The sequence below is a fragment of the Gordonia asplenii genome, assembly GCF_012933505.1.
GTDB classification, from domain to species: Bacteria; Actinomycetota; Actinomycetes; order Mycobacteriales; family Mycobacteriaceae; genus Gordonia; species Gordonia asplenii.
Map to the genome: position 1 here is coordinate 134,166 of NZ_JABBNB010000011.1, position 15,164 is coordinate 149,329.

Annotated in this window: 19 protein-coding genes; 6 read left to right on the forward strand and 13 right to left on the reverse strand. The window is 67.4% G+C overall.

Features of this window, described 5'->3' with window-relative positions; genetic code table 11:
* The first annotated feature begins 1 nt into the window (after position 1).
* Positions 2-721, forward strand: coding sequence for a lysoplasmalogenase (locus HH308_RS12710; protein ID WP_170194571.1), 720 nt, complete (start codon positions 2-4; stop codon positions 719-721).
* A gap of 10 nt (positions 722-731) precedes the next feature.
* On the opposite strand, the gene HH308_RS12715 is transcribed toward HH308_RS12710, so the two are convergent.
* Entirely contained in the window at positions 732-1,229 is a 498-nt protein-coding gene (locus HH308_RS12715; RefSeq protein ID WP_211188441.1) for a hypothetical protein, read from the reverse strand.
* A gap of 32 nt (positions 1,230-1,261) precedes the next feature.
* Here HH308_RS12715 and HH308_RS12720 point away from each other — a divergent pair, with 32 nt between their 5' ends.
* Both HH308_RS12720 and HH308_RS12725 read left to right on the forward strand, forming a co-directional pair.
* The gene (locus HH308_RS12720; protein WP_170194572.1) at positions 1,262-1,840 is read left to right on the forward strand and encodes an HhH-GPD-type base excision DNA repair protein; all 579 of its coding nucleotides are present in this window, start codon (positions 1,262-1,264) and stop codon (positions 1,838-1,840) included.
* Positions 1,841-1,874: 34 nt separating this feature from the next.
* The gene (locus tag HH308_RS12725; RefSeq protein ID WP_170194573.1) at positions 1,875-2,780 is read left to right on the forward strand and encodes a hypothetical protein; all 906 of its coding nucleotides are present in this window, start codon (positions 1,875-1,877) and stop codon (positions 2,778-2,780) included.
* Here the strand turns inward: HH308_RS12725 and HH308_RS12730 are convergent.
* The 7 genes from HH308_RS12730 to HH308_RS12760 are packed head-to-tail and all read right to left on the reverse strand — an operon-like array spanning position 2,765 to position 5,889.
* Positions 2,765-3,181: a VOC family protein gene (locus HH308_RS12730; RefSeq protein ID WP_170194574.1), complete on the reverse strand. Its 417-nt coding sequence runs from the start codon at positions 3,179-3,181 to the stop codon at positions 2,765-2,767. The two genes, HH308_RS12725 and HH308_RS12730, sit on opposite strands and share 16 nt — an antisense overlap.
* 55 nt (positions 3,182-3,236) lie before the next feature.
* The gene (locus HH308_RS12735; protein WP_170194575.1) at positions 3,237-3,866 is read right to left on the reverse strand and encodes a hypothetical protein; all 630 of its coding nucleotides are present in this window, start codon (positions 3,864-3,866) and stop codon (positions 3,237-3,239) included.
* Positions 3,863-4,450 carry a hypothetical protein gene (locus HH308_RS12740; RefSeq protein WP_170194576.1) on the reverse strand — a complete coding sequence of 196 codons (588 nt, stop codon included), beginning with the start codon at positions 4,448-4,450 and terminating at the stop codon, positions 3,863-3,865. Before HH308_RS12740 ends, HH308_RS12735 begins: the two co-directional genes overlap by 4 nt.
* Positions 4,447-4,908, reverse strand: a complete 462-nt coding sequence (locus tag HH308_RS12745) for an Asp23/Gls24 family envelope stress response protein (protein ID WP_170194577.1) — start codon at positions 4,906-4,908, stop codon at positions 4,447-4,449. Before HH308_RS12745 ends, HH308_RS12740 begins: the two co-directional genes overlap by 4 nt.
* Positions 4,901-5,080 (reverse strand): DUF2273 domain-containing protein, encoded by a 180-nt coding sequence (locus HH308_RS12750; RefSeq protein ID WP_170194578.1) that lies wholly within the window; start codon positions 5,078-5,080, stop codon positions 4,901-4,903. Before HH308_RS12750 ends, HH308_RS12745 begins: the two co-directional genes overlap by 8 nt.
* Positions 5,081-5,095: 15 nt before the next feature.
* On the reverse strand, positions 5,096-5,452 hold the full coding sequence (locus tag HH308_RS12755; RefSeq protein WP_312870565.1) for a hypothetical protein: 357 nt from the start codon (positions 5,450-5,452) through the stop codon (positions 5,096-5,098).
* Positions 5,449-5,889, reverse strand: coding sequence for an Asp23/Gls24 family envelope stress response protein (locus HH308_RS12760; RefSeq protein ID WP_170194579.1), 441 nt, complete (start codon positions 5,887-5,889; stop codon positions 5,449-5,451). Before HH308_RS12760 ends, HH308_RS12755 begins: the two co-directional genes overlap by 4 nt.
* A gap of 77 nt (positions 5,890-5,966) precedes the next feature.
* On the opposite strand from HH308_RS12760, the gene HH308_RS12765 reads away from it, so the two are divergent.
* Positions 5,967-6,659: an RNA polymerase sigma factor gene (locus tag HH308_RS12765; RefSeq protein WP_376767222.1), complete on the forward strand. Its 693-nt coding sequence runs from the start codon at positions 5,967-5,969 to the stop codon at positions 6,657-6,659.
* Complete coding sequence (locus HH308_RS12770) at positions 6,656-7,114, forward strand: hypothetical protein (protein WP_170194581.1); 459 nt, start codon at positions 6,656-6,658, stop codon at positions 7,112-7,114. The genes HH308_RS12765 and HH308_RS12770 overlap by 4 nt, the downstream gene beginning before the upstream one ends.
* Here HH308_RS12770 and HH308_RS12775 read toward each other — a convergent pair.
* The 3 genes from HH308_RS12775 to HH308_RS12785 all read right to left on the reverse strand — a co-directional run bounded on the left by HH308_RS12775 (position 7,107) and on the right by HH308_RS12785 (position 10,074).
* A complete protein-coding gene (locus HH308_RS12775; protein ID WP_170194582.1) occupies positions 7,107-8,387 on the reverse strand; it encodes a WS/DGAT domain-containing protein in 1,281 nt (426 codons plus the stop codon). The two genes, HH308_RS12770 and HH308_RS12775, sit on opposite strands and share 8 nt — an antisense overlap.
* Before the next feature lie 34 nt (positions 8,388-8,421).
* Positions 8,422-9,618 (reverse strand): acyl-CoA dehydrogenase family protein, encoded by a 1,197-nt coding sequence (locus HH308_RS12780; protein WP_170194583.1) that lies wholly within the window; start codon positions 9,616-9,618, stop codon positions 8,422-8,424.
* 153 nt (positions 9,619-9,771) lie between these two features.
* Entirely contained in the window at positions 9,772-10,074 is a 303-nt protein-coding gene (locus tag HH308_RS12785; protein WP_246284566.1) for a YiaA/YiaB family inner membrane protein, read from the reverse strand.
* Positions 10,075-10,181: 107 nt separating this feature from the next.
* Between HH308_RS12785 and HH308_RS12790 the strand changes: the two genes are divergently transcribed.
* Positions 10,182-12,434, forward strand: a complete 2,253-nt coding sequence (locus HH308_RS12790) for a glycoside hydrolase family 3 C-terminal domain-containing protein (RefSeq protein ID WP_170194585.1) — start codon at positions 10,182-10,184, stop codon at positions 12,432-12,434.
* Between the two features lie 77 nt (positions 12,435-12,511).
* Here HH308_RS12790 and HH308_RS12795 read toward each other — a convergent pair whose 3' ends face one another.
* Together HH308_RS12795 and HH308_RS12800 are read right to left on the reverse strand one after the other, a co-directional pair.
* Positions 12,512-14,596, reverse strand: a complete 2,085-nt coding sequence (locus HH308_RS12795; RefSeq protein WP_170194586.1) for an ArnT family glycosyltransferase — start codon at positions 14,594-14,596, stop codon at positions 12,512-12,514.
* 129 nt (positions 14,597-14,725) lie between these two features.
* Positions 14,726-15,091 carry an Rv0313 family protein gene (locus HH308_RS12800; protein WP_170194587.1) on the reverse strand — a complete coding sequence of 122 codons (366 nt, stop codon included), beginning with the start codon at positions 15,089-15,091 and terminating at the stop codon, positions 14,726-14,728.
* Positions 15,092-15,164 lie beyond the last annotated feature (73 nt).

Sequence of the window (15,164 nt, forward strand, 5' to 3'; positions counted from 1 at the left end):
GATGAGTCTGCTCTCCCGTCTGTCCGAGAATCACAAAGCGCGCCAACGACTCTGGTGGGCGGCCTACGGCACGGCGTCGGCCGCCGCGACCGTCACCGGTGCACTCGGCAACCGTTCGGCGGCCGCCGCCACCAAACCGATTCCGTTGGTGCTGTTGGGAATCCGGGTCATCGAGCATCCGTATCTGACCAAGCTCGACCGTGTCCTCATCGGGGGTGCGGTGGTCGCTTCGGCCATCGGCGACGTGTGGATGTACCGCGAGGAGTTCGCCGTCGATCCCGCCGCCAAAGACCGGAACCTTCAGCTCGGTGCCGCGAGTTTCGGTGTGGCACAAGGCTTCTATTCGGCGTCGATGATCCGGCGGGGCGGTCGTTTCACGGTGGCCTCGCTCGCTCCGCGGCTCGCGGTGATGGGTGAGCCCGCCGCGGTCCTGACGAAATTCAGTCCACGCGTGCTGCCGGTGCTGAGTCCCTACGGATCGGCGCTCGCGACGATGTCGGCGTTGGCGTCGACCACCGGATCCAGGCGACTCACCATGGGCGGCATCGCCTTTCAAGCCTCCGACATCGCCATCATCAACCGTCGCCATCTGCTGTCCGACGTCCCGCGAAATGCGTTGGCACGCAAGGTTGCCGAAGGCTGGGTGCTGGGCAGCTACTTCGCCGCGCAGTTGCTGCTGGTCGACGGTCTGCTGCGGCCCGACCCGAAGGCCGACTACTGAGCCGACCGGCTCACGCCGTCGCCACCCCGGAACAGGACGACGACTGCGGATTGACCATCGGCACGAACGCCATCGCACCGACCTTCTGGTGAATGGTGAACGCCACCCGGCCCGGTCCCGGATGAATGTTCACCTCCCAGGTGTTCGCCCGCGCACGAGTCGGCACCACCACCCGTCCGGTGCGGCCGTTCGTCAGGTTGCGCCAGGTGACCGTGGTCTGCGAGGTGTACTCCAGAAATCCCTGCGTGCCGCCCTGCAGTCGCGGATTGGTGGCGATCAGGTCGATGACCGGCCCGGGCAGACCGTCCGACGGGTAGGCGACCTGATTGAACACGTCGACGTAGGTGCGCATCGGCGGGCCCGGCCACGGATCGGGGACATCGCAGCGCAGGGTCGTGACGAGATTCGGTTCGACGCTGCGTGGCACCGCCGACGCCGCACCCATCCCACTGCACCCCAGTCCGAGAGCAACCACCCCGGCGATCGTCACCTTCAACGGCATTCGCATGGGGTCATAGTAGTGGCAACTACTATGACCTAATGGCGAAGTTGCAGATAGCCCAAGAACCCGCAGCCGACGAACTCCTGTCCACCGACCCGTTCGCCCTGTTGACGGGAATGTTGCTCGACCAGCAGTTCCCGATGGAACGAGCATTCGCCGGACCAGCCAAGATCCGTGACCGCTTCGGCACCATGGACCCCGCCGCGATCGCCGCAACCGAACCCGAGGCCTTCGCCGACCTCTGCTCCACTCCTCCCGCGATCCACCGCTACGGCCGATCCATGGCCGGGCGCGTCCAACAACTCGCCCAGGCCATCGTCGACGACTACGACGGCGACACGGCCAGCCTGTGGAACACCGCCAAGACCGGAGACGAACTGTTCGCGCGGCTGCGTGCGCTGCCCGGGTTCGGCGAGCAGAAGGCGAAGATCTTCGTGGCATTGCTGGCCAAGCAGCTCGAGGTCAAACCGCCGGGGTGGACCAAGGTCAGCGGTGACTACAGCAAGAAGGGCTTCCGCTCGGTCGCCGACGTCGTCGACGGCGATTCGCTGCAGCAGGTCCGCGACTTCAAGAAGGCCGCCAAGGCGCGGGCCAAGGCCGAAGCGGCCGGAAGCTGACAACTGACCGCTCAGTAGCTTAGGGTTCTGAGCTATGGATACCCCCAAGGTCGATGCCCGAATGATCGTCGGGCTGCCTTTCCGCGTGGGCTTCGCCATCACCGGCGTGGCCCTGACCACTGTCGAATCAGCCATCTCCATCGCCCGCGTCACCGCCGACGGTGTACAGAACGAAGTCAACGACCTGCTCGGCGTCGAAGAGGACAACCTGTCGGCCGCGCGGACTCCGCTCGCTCTGTTGTCGCAGTTGTCCGAACTGCTCGGACCCGATCGGCCCGGCGGCCGGGTACTCGCCAACGGCGGGCCGGTCGACCGGCTGTTGCGACCGGGCGGCGTGGTCGATCGGCTCACCGCCGACGACGGAATTCTGGAGAAGCTCACCGAGCCCGGCGGACTGCTCGACCAGATGACCGAGGACGGCGGCATCCTGGTGCGGCTGACCGCCAAGGGCGGCCCGCTCGACCGGCTGACCCGCACCGGCGGCGTCGTCGATCAATTCACCGAGAGCGAGGGCATCCTCGAACGCCTGACCTCCGAGAACGGGATCGTCGACAAACTCACCGCACCCGACGGCGTGTTGGAGAAGATCGCCGAGCAGGGCGGCATCATCGACCGGATGGCCGACGACGGCGGACTCCTCGATCAGTTGGTCGGCGAGAACGGCGCCATCGAACGGGCGATCGCACCCGGCGGCCCGCTCGACCGCGTCACCGAGCTGACCGAGACGATCAGCCTCCTGGCGCCCAGCCTCATCGCGATGCAGGAAACGGTGAAGGACCTGCGCGAGACTGTCGACCTGCTGACGGCGTCGGTTGCTCCGCTGGGCAACCTCGCCGATCGACTGCCCAAACGCCTCACGCGAGGCACCCCCACGCCCGGCAGCCGCAGCCTCAACGCGGGCGGAGCGGGGACCAGCCACACCGACTACACCGACGAATAGGCTTCGGCGCGCGCCCTCGCGTCGTCGCTGACGGGTGCGAACAGGTTGACGAGGTTGCCGTCGGGGTCGCGGATCAACAGCGATCGGTTGCCCCACGGCATCGTCGTGGGCTCCTGCACGACGTCGGGTGCGATGGAAAGTGTTGCCAGCCTGCGGTATTCGGCGTCGACGTCGTCGACGAGGAATTCCAGGATCACCGTGTGATTTGCTCGCGGGATCGCCGCACCCGCACTGAAGAGGTTCATCGTGTCGACGTGGCCGATCGCGAGTGTCGCTGTGCGAGTGGTTATTTCAGCGAAGACCGGTGCGGGTCGACTCGCGGGGGCGTCGAGTACCTGCTCGTAGAAGTCGGTCAGCGCGGTGACGTCGTCGGTGATGATGCGGGCCGAGGCGAACTGCATGATGTTCCTTTCGCGGTGGACTTGTCGGACACCACGAGGTTACGAATCATTCCGGTCAGTTTCGGTCCGCAGCAATCGCAGCGACGTCGTCGGTCTCCGCAGCCGGCGCCGGCGTGTTCAGCCGTTGTCCGGGATCGGGATGTTTCAGCTGAAGCAGCACCTGTATCTCTACCGGAGCACCGGCCAAGGCGTCGGCGAGCGCATCTGTCGCCCTCGAGCAGACTTTCGCCAGATCCGCATACGACCTCGTCGAATGAGCCTGGACGGTGAGGCGGATGATCTGGTGGCCCCGATCATTGATGGCGCGGCCCGAAGCCGCGAGGACCATCGGATCGCGGGCGAGGTCGTTGGCGGCCGCGGTGGCGAGAAGTCCGGGCGCAACGGTCAATTCTCCGTTGGGTGTGCTGGCCGGGAGCAACACGCGCTGCGCTTTCATCGGGCGGATCACCGTCACGAGCAACACCGCTGCGACGACGACGGCGAGCACCGCGATGCCCACGAGCACCGCCGTCCACCAGGTACCGTCGGCGAACCGTACGGCGGCGCCGGTGTCGATACGCTCGATCCAGTCGTCGACGGGATCGATCGTCAATCGCCACGCGAGCGCACCCACTCCGACGACGACCGCGCACACTCCGAGTACCAAGACCACCAATCGGTGCACCGTGGCCGGCAGGTGATTCATGTGGACTCCTTCACGGTCTCCTCGCGCGGCCCGTCGGCGGACACCGTGGGCGTCGCGCGACGCCTGACTCGCACCGACACTCGCTGCTGGGTACCCGCTTGTGCCAGTTCGGCTTTCACGGCTCGCTCGACCGCGATGACGTCCACCGGGCCGCCGGATCCCACCGTCACCCGTACCTTCCGCCTGCCCACCACGGTCGACGCCGTCGCGACGCCCGGCTGGGTGCGGGCGACGCTGCTGCAGCGTCGAGCGATGTCGGCGGGGCGCGTCCACAGTCCCGCGGCGGCGGGAACGGCGTCGTACTCCTTTCGCCGCGGCCGTATCGACAACCACACCATGGCGAGCCCGACGACGATCAAGCCGATCGCGGCCGGCCACATCCAGGCCTGCCAGGTCAGTCGGTCGGTCCATCGCGGCACCGTCCTGAGCCACTCCGATCCGGTGACCCATCCGGCCCGAACCGTCAAGTCGCGCAGCGCGATCGCCGCCACGCCGAGCAGGCCCAACCCGATCAGCGCACCGGCGAGAATGGCCGACGGGTTTGCCGCGGGCGCACGTCGGTTCCCCGTCCCGTGATCGTTCATGAGCCGATCGCCTCAACCTCGTCGACGCTGTCGCCGACCGGCGGCAAGTCGATGAATCCGGCCCGGCGCCGCACCGGCCTGGGACGCGTGCTCGTCGACGCGGATTCCTTCGCAGACCCTGAAACCAGTTGCGCTACATCGACATCCACTCGCTCCGGACGACTACCGGTGAACCGCAGGACGTCGTCGGACACTACGTCGCGCACCATCGCACACACGTCGTTCACCCTCGTCGGCCAGCGCAGCGCGACCGTCAGGGTGATCGCGGCGCCGTCCTCGCGCGCCATCGCGTGCGGCAGACTTCGAAACAGCGCGGCGCTGGTTGCCGTCTGGTCGTCGAACGCGGCGGTCAGTCCGGTCGACTGCGCCACCACGTCGTCGACCGACAGCGCGGCGTGCTGCGCCAACCGTTCGTAGACCCGGCGCCGGATCGTCAGAGTTCCGCGATCGTCAGCCACGATTGCGGCTCCGCAGCAACGCCGTCAGGTCGATGACCCCGTCGCGACTGAGTCCGATCACGAGTCCGATGCCGCCGAGGAGTAGTGCGAGTACCAAACCGCCGAACCCTCCCGTCGCCGTCGCAACCGCGATCAACAGGCCGGCCAATAGTCCCAATGCTGCGTTGTTCATCCGAATTCCTGCTTTCTAATCGCGTCCGGTCGCGACGATATCCTCGACGGTGACGGTGATGGGCACGCCGGCAATCTCCTGTGCAACTGCGCGGACGTTCTCCGCGGTAGCGAGCAGATCGAGGCTGCGCGCGAGTTCGTCGGTCGCCGGCCAGGCCACCACGATGTGCACCTCGCCGCTCTCGTCGTCCAGCGAGACCCCGGTGACCCGTCGCCCGGGCAGGTACGTCGCGACCTCGCCGAACCGCCCGCCGTCGAGTCTGACTACGCCCAGCACCGACAACACCGCGTGGGCGATGCGCTCGGCCCGTTCCGCCGAATCCATCTCGCGAGCCACGTCGTCGGGCGCCACGTCTTCGGGGGGCACCGTCACTGCACTCGCGGTTGTGCCGGCGCGGAGTCGTCCTCGTCGCCGAAGTTGATGTCGTGGATGGTGACATTCACCTCCGTCACCGAGAGCCCGGTCATCTGCTCGATCGCGGAAATCACGTTTCGCCGGATGGCGGCCGCGAGTTGGTGCAGAGCCACCCCGTAGTCGGCGACGATGGCCACCTCGACGATGGCTTCACGTTCGCCGACCTCGACGCTGATGCCCTGCGCGGTGCTCGTCGAGGTTCCCGGGAGGACCTCGCGGACCTTGCCGACGACCCGCTCGGCGCTGCCGCCGAGGTCGTACACCCCGTCGATCTCGCGGGTGGCGATGCCGGCGATCTTAGCGACCACCACATCGGCGATGGAGGTGCGTCCGCGATCACCGACGAGCGGCGACTGACCCTTCGCGGCGGATGACGTTTCAACGGCTTGCGACATTGCGATCTCCCTGCTCTTCAACTGTGGCGCCGATGCCATCTGCGTTTCCGCATCGGCGTGCTATATGGTCAGTCGCAGTGGAGCACGAAACTGCACGATTCAATTCAAGTGATCTAGATCACGCCAATTCCAGTGATCTCGATCACTGCCCCAGTTTCGCCTTCGACGAGTTGTCCGACGACGAGTTGGCGGGGGCCGCCGCGGCAGGTGATCGCGCAGCCTTCGACGTTCTGATCACCCGCTTGACACCGGTACTGTTGCGCTATCTGCGGCGGATGGTGGCCGATCCCCACGTCGCCGAGGATCTTGCCCAGGAGACGCTGCTGCACACCTGGAAAGGATTGCCGGACTTCGCTTTCCGGAGTTCGTTTCGCACGTGGATGTTCTCCATCGGACATCGCAAGGCGGTGGATCACTACCGTCGCCGACGCGATGTGCCGACCGAGACCGACGACTTCGCCGCGCTGGCTTCGGCGGATCCGGAGCCCGCCGACGCGGTGGAGCACACGTCGCTGCGCGAAGCCCTGACCTTCGAATTGTCGAGGCTGAGTCCGGCGGCGCGGGCATGCTGGTGGCTGCGTGAGGTGGAAGGGCTGTCCCATGACGAGATCGCGGGTGTCCTGCGGCTGTCCCCGGGATCGGTTCGCGGCCATCTGCAACGCAGCCGCAAGCAGTTGGCCGACCGGCTGGCCATGTGGCGGCCCGACTATGTGTCACAATCCCAGCGGAACCACCCGCACGATCAGACATCGGGAGGTGAATCACGATGACCCTGCAGTTCGACGACGCCGACGCGACCGACGGCTGGCTGATCGCCGCGGCGCGTGATCTCGACCCGCCGTCCGGTGAGGTCGAACGGTTGATCGCGTCGATCACCACGACGGTGACCAGAGCGGTCCGTCCGGCGCACACACTGAACACCGACGTCGACGGGGTCAAGATGTCCGACCGGGTCGTCAAAGCGTTGCTCGCCACCGCGATCCGCGCGGCGATCGGCAGGCTCGTGGTGTATGCGCAGTTGGTCGACGACGCCGGGCAGGTGACCGCCGTACGAATCGGCTTGGTGGCGCGCTATCGCGACGACCTGCAGGAGATGTCCGACCGCGCGCGCGACGCGGTCCGCGATGTGCTGGCGGCAACGCTGGGCGAACACACGTCGTCGGCGGCCGCCGCCGACATCCATGTGCGATGGCAGGACGTGTACAGCCGCGACTGGCTCAACTGAGCTCCCGCCGCAGGTGCGCGACGTACGCGTCGACGTCGGACACCACCGATCTGCTGGTCGTCACCGAGATCGCCACCGACGATCCGATGCCGTGGACGCCGTGCGTCATTCCCTGCATCGACGAGAGCGCCGGGAATCCGGTCGTGAAACGCACGCGCCCACCCCCGAGCACGAGGTCGGCACCACCGCGGTTCACCGACGACACCACGGTGTGGCCGGTCACCGTTCCCGTCCGTGCCGTCGCATCGAAAAATGATGTGCCCCAACGCATCAGAACGGCCGGCGTCGACGCCGCCGCGTGTCTCGACGCGACTGCGCCGGGCGAGCCGTCGCGACGTCGCGCATCGTCGATGGATGCGGCGACGGCCGCCGCGCGGAGTGCGGGGTCGGCGATGCCGGGATGGGTGTCGACCGCCGCGGTGAAGAAGTTGTTGCGTGTGCCTGGGTTCGGATCGCGGGAGATGGTCAGCTCGACGACCAAAGGGTCGTCCGCGCCGACGATGCCCGCACCGACCAGGGCACGGCCGATCACCACGATCGCCCCGGCCGTAACGCTGTGTCCGCCGATGCGTAGCGCTGCGGCGTCGACGACCACCACTCGCAGCAAACGGTCGACGCCGGGGGCGGTGTTGAGCGGTCCCGGCGCGGCCGGAGCGGGCCCGGGACCGTCGAGTGCGGTGAGTCGGTACGCCCGACGACCGCGGACGACGATGCCGCCGAGTTGGCCGGGAACTCGCAGCAGCCCGGTGGCCGCGGCGGTCATCGATTCCTCGCGGCGTCCTCGGATGTTCGACGCCGCCGGCAGATCGTCGATGCCGAAGAGCTCGCGGGCGATCGCCGCCGAGCGCCGACCGTCGGCGAGCGCGTGCGAGATCTGAAGTACCGCAACCGAACACGGTCCGCGGTCGTCGGGCGCACCGAGGATGTGGGGATACAGATGAATCCGCCACGCCTGCACTCGAGCGTCGACCTGATCGGCGATGAGGCCGGCGACGTCGTCGAGACACGCCCGCCAGTCCGATATCCCGCCACGCACGACGATTTGGTCGCGCCGCGCCCGCACCCGCTTCCAGTACGGATAGTCGAGTGCCGCGAACGTCTCGCGCACAACGAGATTCAGATCGCCGATGCGGGCAGCCCGGTCGAGGAGATGATCGACCACGGCGTCGACGTCGGAGCCTACCGGGCTGAAGGCGTACAGCAGAAACTGGTCGCTGCGCGTCTTCGGCGCCAGCCAGAACGCCCGGGCGTCGTCGGGATGCAAGCGTGACACGAAGACACGATAGCCGCCGCGGACGCCCGCGAGACTACCGTGCGCCCGCGCTCCACGCGTAGGGCAGCTCCGCGCCGTTGAGGATTCGGTTGCCCACCGACTGCAGCTTGTAAATCAGCGGGTTGTGCACCGAAATGGTGCGGGCGTTGCGCCAGTGACGGTCGAGGCGTAGCCGCTCGGAGGTGATCGACGCGCCGCCGACCTCGAACAGATGCGTGGTCGCATCGAGCACAGCGGGGATCACCGCGGCCTGCGCCCGCGCGACGTCGAACTCGGCGGCGTCGAGCAGGTCCGGGTCACTCGCGCCCTGATCGAGGACCGCATCGAGGGTGTCCGCGACGTCGAGGACCGCGGCGCGAGCGCTGAACGCGGCCGACGACAGTCGGCCGATCACCTGCTGCACCAACGGATCTTCACGCGGGAGGTCGGCGACGGCGTGAGTGTAGGTACGGGTTCGCTCGCGTACCCATGCGGCCGTGTCGTCGGTGGCGCGCTGCGCGATACCGGCCAGCACCGCGAGCTGCACCAGCTGCAGATATGACGTCCCGTATGTCCGGCCCGCGACACCGTAACCGGGGCCGAGCAACCGGTCCCCCGCCACCTTGACCTCGGTGAATTCTGTTGTGCCGCTGGCCGTCAGCCGCTGACCGAAGCCGTCCCAGTCGTCGTGCTGGACGACGCCGGGTGCGTCGGCGTCGACGAGAACGCCCACCCGCTCGCCGTCGCGGTCACCGGCAATCAGAATGTAGTCGGAATAGAGGCTGCCGGTGCTGTAGTACTTGGTGCCGTTGACGACGAGCGCGTCGTCGGGGCCGGTGACGGTGGTGCGGTATCGATCGACTGCTCCGACGCCGGGTTCGGTGATGGCGTTACCCACCAGCTTGCCCTCGGCCACCGCGGTGAGCCAGGTGGCCCGTGCCTGCTCGTCGGTCGACAACAGTTGGTCCTCGACGAACGACCAATGCACCCGAAGTGCCTGCGGCAGATTGGATTCCGCTGCGGCGAGCTTGATGAGCTGACGGAACAGCTGACGGACCGTCGCGCCGTATCCGCCGAACTCGACTGGTACGCGCAGCGCCCCGAACTTGGCATCGCGCAACCAGCCGACCTCGTCGTAGGCGAGGCGACGATCCACCTCGCGCGCGACGGCGCCGTCGGCGATACGCGCATAGATTGGGTCGAAGATCTCGTCGAGCTGGACGTCGGTGTAGCCGGCGGTCGAGGTGGTCATCGTCAGTCGCTTTCATCACGGGAACGGATCGGCGACCAGTCTGTCCCGCACGGCGCCCAGCCGACCACAGTTGCGCTCGGCGTGAATCGAAACCCGACGCACGACAAAGCCGACGGCGACCGCTGTACGGATGAGGCGGCTCGTTCGCGACGCCTAGGCGGCGTTGGTCTTGTTGGGAAGGTAGGGGTCGTGGTCGGCGATGAGGCGTTCGACGCGGGCTTCGTCGAGTCGGGCCATCACCGCGGCCTGTTCCTGGCGGTCGCGAACCACTTTGGCGAGGGTGAAGGTACTCGAGGTGAGGAACAGCATCGTGATCCCGATGAAGCCTCGCTGCCAGGGATCCATTGGCAGGTACAACATTCCGATGACTGCGGCGGCCAGGCTCGCGCCGAAGGCGATAACCGACTGGAGGAAGAAAGCGGCCGTGTTCGACTGGGGAATCGTTCGGGTATCCATGGGTAGAAGCATGACCCCGACGCCGTAGCCGACGGCTGCGTAATGTTACTCAATTCCGTCGGGCAGTTCCGCGCAGGTAGCCCGACTCGGCCCGTAGCGTGAGTGCCATGCCGAGCACCCAGGATACCGAACTGACGACACCAGCCGCCCTGCTGCCCACCGCCCGCGAGCGCATCGCGGACCTCGACCTCGCCGCGAAGGCCGCACTCACCACCGGCGCATCGTTCTGGTTCACCACGTCCGACGACGCCGCCGGAATCCCGGCGGTCATGCTCACCGACGGCCCACACGGCATCCGCAAACAGATCGGTGACGGCGACGCCTTGGGGCTCAACAATTCCGTTGTCGCCATTTGCTTTCCGCCCGCCGTCGCAATGGCGTCGTCGTTCGACGCCGGTCTGATAGCCCGCGTGGGCGATGCGCTCGGCGCACAATGTGTTGCCGAGTCGATCGGCGTACTGCTGGGGCCGGGCATCAACATCAAACGCTCACTGCTCGGCGGCCGCAACTTCGAGTACATGTCGGAGGACCCTTACCTCACCGGGCGATTGGCGGCGAGTCTCGTGGCGGCGGTCCAGGCGCACGGTGTCGGCACGTCGTTGAAGCATTTCGCCGCGAACAACCAAGAGACGGAACGACTTCGAGTCAGCGCCGACATCGACCCGCGCCCACTGCACGAGATCTATCTGCGTGCCTTCGAGCACGTCGTACGCACCGCCGCTCCGTGGACGATCATGGCGTCCTACAACAAGATCAACGGCGAATACGCGACCCAGAGTCGTTGGCTGCTGACCGAAACCTTGCGCGACCGTTGGGGATTCGACGGACTGGTGGTCTCCGACTGGGCCGCCGTCGACGACCGCGTCGCGGCACTCGCCGCGGGCCTCGACCTCGAGATGCCTGCCAACCCGGCCAGTCCGGCCGCGGTGGTGCGGGCCGTCGAAGCCGGGCAGGTCCCGTACGACGCTCTCGACGATGCGGCGGCGCGGGTGGCCGCGCTCGGTCTGGCGGCGTCGGCGAACGCCCGTTCGGGCGCCGACTACGACCGCGCGTCCCATCACGCGCTGGCACGCGAGGTGGCCGCCCGGTGTGCGGTGCTGCTGCGCAACGACGGCGCGGTACTGCCGCTGACGTCGGGCACCCGCGTCGCGGTGATCGGCGAGTTCGCACGCACGCCGCGATTCCAAGGTGGCGGCAGTTCCAAGGTCAACCCGTTCCAGGTCGACGCCGCACTCGATGCCATCGTCGAATATGCCGACGGTCCAGTCACTTTCGCACCCGGCTTCGTGATCGGTGAAACGGCGTCGACGCCGGAGCTCATCGACGAAGCGGCGACGCAGGCCGGTGCCGCCGACGTCGCGGTGGTGTTCGTCGGCCTCGGTGAGCGCGACGAGTCCGAAGGCTTCGATCGCACCGGCTGGACGTTGCCCGCCGCGCAGATCGAACTGCTCGACGCGGTGACGGCCGCCAATCCACGCACCGTCGTCGTGGTGTCCAACGGTAGCGTCGTGGATCTGGCGCCCACCGAGAATGCCGCCGCCGTGGTTGAGGCGTGGCTGCTCGGTGAGGCGAGCGGCGCCGCCCTCGCCGATGTGCTGTACGGCCTCGTCGATCCGTCCGGCCGGCTCGCCGAAACCATTCCGCTGCGCATCGAGGACTCGCCCGCGTTCCTCGACTTTCCCGGCGAGCACCTGCACGTCCGCTACGGCGAGGGAGTGTTCGTGGGGTACCGGTGGTATGACGCCCGCAACCTGCCCGTGCGGTACCCGTTCGGACATGGATTATCTTATACGACAATGACTTTCGACCACGTCGCGGCAAGCCTGACCGACGACGGGATCGCTGTCGACGTGCGTGTCACCAACACCGGATCGCGGACCGGGCGGGCGGTGGTGCAGGTGTACGTCGGGGTGGAGCGCTCTGCCGTGGCCCGTGCGCCGCGCGAGCTCAAAGGCATCGAGACACTCGAGCTCGCGGCCGGTGCGTCGATGTCGGTTCGGATCGACGTGCCGCGCAGTGAGCTCGCGTATTGGAATCGCGACGTCGACGACTGGTTCGTCGAGGACGCCGACTACCGCGTCGACGTCGGATCGTCGAGCCGAGACATCAAGGCGTCCAGCGTGATTCACGTCGACGGCGACGCCGCCGACACGGCGATCGGACTCGGCTCGACGATCCTGGAAGTACTCGACCACCCCGTCATCGGGCCGAGGCTGGGCGAGATGTTCGGCGCCCTGAGCGGCGACGGAACGGCACCGGATCCGACGCTGCTGGAGTTGGCGGGGTCGTTCCCGATCGGTCGGGTAGCTCCGATTCTGGGCATGACGCGGGAGCAGATGTCGGAGTTGTTGCAGGGGTAGCCGCTCGTCGGACCCGCTAAGCAGCCCACCCTCGGCTCTCGATGAGCCGAGGGTGGGGCTGCCGCGCACCTTGCCGACTAGGTTGTCAGCTTGTACACCGTGGTGCCACCGACGGTGGTTGCGGTGAAGTGCTCCTGGACCCAGCTGGAGATGTCGCTCGACCGTTGCGGTCCGCCGCCGCCTCCGGCGATGTAGTAGGTGATCTTTCCTTCTGCGACAAGCTTTTTGAACTGGGTGAGCGTTGGCGACGGGTCACCGGTGAAGCCGCCGATGGCCATCACCGCCTTGCCCGAGTTCAGCTGTAGCGGAGCCGCCGACTGCGCACCTTCGGTTGCCGCCGCCCACGTGGTGCTGGTCGACTTCAGCAACGACACCACCTGGGTGTTGGCCGATCCGCCACCGGGGCCGCCTTGACCGCGGACGTGGTTTCGCTGGCCATCGGCAGTCGAGGTTCGACCGGTGAAGCCGGTCGGCGCCCCGTTCTGCCCACCGGGAGTGCCCTGGCCGCCCGCGCCGGGAGTGCCCTGGCCGCCGGTACCGGGAGTGCCCTGGCCGCCCGCGCCGGGACCGCCGCCCTGTCCCATGCCGCCCATGCCACCGAAGCCCGACGACCCCTTGGAAGTCACGACCGCGGTCGGGATGGAGCCGGTGTGCGTGGTGTTCGCGGTGGCGACGCCGAACGTTGCTGTGGCGGTGCCGCCTGCGATGAGCAGAGCCGCCGCAAGGCCTGCCGCCTGCTTGCCGGTCCACCCGCGCCCGACCACCAGTCCGGCGACGGCGATCACGGCGAGCGCACCCAGAACCCAGCCGAGTACGGGCCACCCGAAGCCCGCCTGGTAGGCACGGATCGCACCCCACCCGGTGGCCGCGACTACCAGTGCCCCGAGAAACGCTGTGCCGTACCAGGATTCACGGTTGCGCCAGCCGATGACGGCCCCGATGCCGACGAGCGCGGCGATGGCCGGAGCGAGTGCGACGGTGTAGTAGGGATGGACGGTGCCGCTCATGTAGGAGAACACGACGCCGGTGATGACCAGCCAGGTGCCGAAGACGGTCAGGCCAATCGCGATGTCGCGGTCGAGGCGGCGTCGAATGGCGAGCGCGATTCCGGCGACCAGCACCAGTAGCGCGGCCGGCAGCAGCCAGGAGATCTCATTGCCGAATTCGTTGCTGAACAACCGATTCAGACCGGTCGAGCCACCGAATGACGTTCCCGACGCCCCGTTGCCACCCGGACCGCCATGACCGCCGCCACCGCCGGAACCGGAGTTGCCGAGAATGCGGGCCACGCCGTTGTAGCCGAAGACCAGGTCGAGGAACGAGTTATTGGTCGAACCGCCGATGTACGGGCGCGAGCCGGCCGGCCACAGTTCCACCAGCAGGACATACCATCCCGCCGAAACTACAAGGGAGACAGTAGCTATGGCGAGATCACGAGCCCGCGTGAGCCACGACGCCCGGGCGAACAGCAGGTAGGCGAGACCGAATCCGGGCAGTACCAGCAGTCCCTGCAGCATCTTGGTGAGGAAGGCGAACCCCAATGCGACACCGCACAACGCCAGCCACTTCCACGACGCCGCCTGGCACGCACGAACCGTGAAGTATGCGGCTGCGGTCATCAGCAGGACCAGCAGGGCGTCGGGGTTGTTGAACCGGAAGATCAGTACGGCGGCCGGGGTGAGCGCCAGGACGCCACCCGCGATCAGAGCGCCCGCGGTCGCGGTCTGCTCGGTGCCCGCTTTCAGCAGGATTCGACGGACCGTCGCGTAGACGAGTGCGACCGCTCCGATACCCATCAGAGCCTGAGGCACCAGGATCGACCACGACGACAGCCCGAAGATGCGGACCGACAGACCGGAAACCCAGGTCGCGGCCGGCGGCTTGTCCACGGTGATCGAGTTGGCCGGGTCGAGCGAGCCGAAGAGCAGCGCTTTCCAACTCATTCCGCCCGACTGCGATGCCGCGGCGTAGAAGTCATTGCCCCAGCCGTTGCGGGACAGATTCCAGAGGTAAAGCACCGCGGTCAGAATCAGCAGCGAGGCGAGAGCCCAGTGTCGGGGTTCGGGGCGCCGGCGTCGGGCGACGGACGTCGGCTCCGCGGAGTCGTCGAGTGCGTGTCGCCCGCCACCTGCGGGCTGAGATCGCGTCATCAATGTGGTCATGGTGAACACACTGACAGCGCTGTCTGGCCGCCCGGTCCCACGAGTCTGGGAGCTTGCTGTGCGGGTGCCGAGAGAGTAGGCGCCGGTCGGCGCGCCTCAATCGTCAGGTGCGCTCAATGTCGAATTGGCTCAGTCGTCGAGTGCGCTCACCGCGATGCCGTACGGGAGGAACCGGACCTTGCGACCGGAATCGATGTTGTGCTGGTTGGCGCGCAGCGCGTCGAGTTCGGAGGCGAAGACCTGCTCGACGCGCGCGCCGCCGTCGTCGTCGAGTACGAACACCGCCCACACGCCGCTGCCCGCGGAGCCAGTGGTTTCGGGTTGCGGTGCGGGACGCGGGCGACGTGCGGAGTCGTCGAACATCGACATCCAGGCCTCGCGGCCGCCCTGGCCGGCGACGAACTTGCCCAGCATCGCGCGCAGGCTCTCAGTCGCCTCCCGCGCGAAGTCGTCGAATTCGCCGGGCCCGAACCCGAATTTGTCGTTGTCTGCCATGACCTGCTCCTTTGCAGCGATATGCGGCACTGGTGACCAGTGTCCACGTAATCGGACACGTTGGCCACCGAGG